Raw genomic sequence first — 1,633 nt, 5'->3', positions numbered from 1 at the left:
TTAGTTCTTCTGTTTTTAGTAACACTCCAAAACTATCAAAATATTCTGTAGCAATAATCATACCTTCAGATGCTGAGTGTCCTTCACGATTAAAGTAATGTTTTACAGAACTATTATCCGGTTTTTTTATTTGGATAAAATCAGATAGAAATGGATCGACATTAGGTGGAGTTAAACCTTTTAACTTGAACTTATCTGGTGGTTCTTTCCCATTCATAACATACCCTCCTTCATTTTCAGAATAAATATATCGCCACAACAATGGTTCACCTTTTATACCAGATAATGTGTCTGTTACTTTTTTCTCTACTAGATTTAAGATTCTACTGCATTGAACAGGAACACTTGATTGCACACTCATATAGTTTGAACTATAATCTACTCTCTCTGAAAATTTGAACTCACCAATAAGACCACTAGGGTGAGTAACTGACATTGTTTTGTTAGTCGGATATATAAGGCATGCGGTATTGAAGTTACCGCTCATGCCAGGAGGATATGGATGATACTGATTTATAAATAAATCATACAACCATTCTCTGCCATCAGGTTCAATTACTATATATTTATTGTTTCTAGTAAAATAACTCCACTTCCTTTCCCATGATGAATTCATATCTTTTAATGAAACAACTTTTTTATTGTTTATGTATTCAACGGTCAATATCCTACCATCGTTACTTTCCATTTTAGAAAGCCCGCCATTAGAGTAAGTGTAGTCAACATAGTTGCCAAATCTATCCTCAATCTTTCTTACGTAGAGTGATATAGTCTTTCGTCTAAGAATGCCATGATTTAAAACATTTACATTATCAGAACCACTGATACCATCTCGTTCATATAAATGTACTTTAGGATTGCTTATGAGATGTTCAAAATAATATGAAGTTCCATTTGGCGAAGTTGCCTTAAATCCTTCAAGATTGGTTTCGCCTGATATGTAACAGCTTATTTTCCACAGAGAGTTAGTTATGTATTTTGAATCAGAATATGCTTTACTAGAACTATTATGATTACTTTCTAGAAGTTGTTTCTTCCCCATATTCGGAATGGCAAGTGCAGAGCCAGTATGCTGGACACCAAAAATATGTGAACCTTTATCAGACCTTAATTGGCTTTCTGAGCAGTACTTTCCAATCCGCCAGCCATCCGCAAGAGTTGAATAGTTTGAACTAGTTGTATAACTATATTCAATTCTCGGGATATCTTCTTTCCACCCAGCGACATCTGGCATTGATGTATCATAATAAGTTTGGTAACTAAACGGTAGTTCTGAATTACCTGAAAGATGAGCATCATCACGCCTAAAAACAACTAAACCAGAACTTAGGTCGATTGACTCACCAAAAACTGAGGCAGGGTCACTAGCTGCCAGCGCTGCACTAGTTATTAAATACTTCTTAAGGTATTGATACTGTTGATTGCTACCTGTAAATTCGTCTGAGTTTGAACTTGGTATAAAACATAAAAAAATAAAAAATAATTGCACTCTAAATATAGTACTTTTCATAACCTATCCCTGAAAAAATAAGAAAGATAAAACTTACTCTTTCAATGTCAAATTAATATATAAACAAAGTTTTAACTATGCATCTTATTTTGAAAAAGTTAACCTGATATTTTCCCTAACGAA

General features: G+C 33.6%; 1 protein-coding gene. It reads right to left on the bottom strand.

What is annotated here, in order from left to right:
• Nucleotides 1-1,510 (bottom strand): hypothetical protein (locus MMG82_RS21260; protein ID WP_241407399.1); only part of this gene is annotated, 1,510 nt, incomplete at its 3' end.
• Nucleotides 1,511-1,633 lie beyond the last annotated feature (123 nt).

This window comes from Shewanella sp. MM_2022_3 (assembly GCF_022557375.1).
Classification (GTDB): Bacteria; Pseudomonadota; Gammaproteobacteria; order Enterobacterales; family Shewanellaceae; genus Shewanella; species Shewanella xiamenensis.
This window is presented reverse-complemented; position numbering and strand designations above follow the sequence as displayed.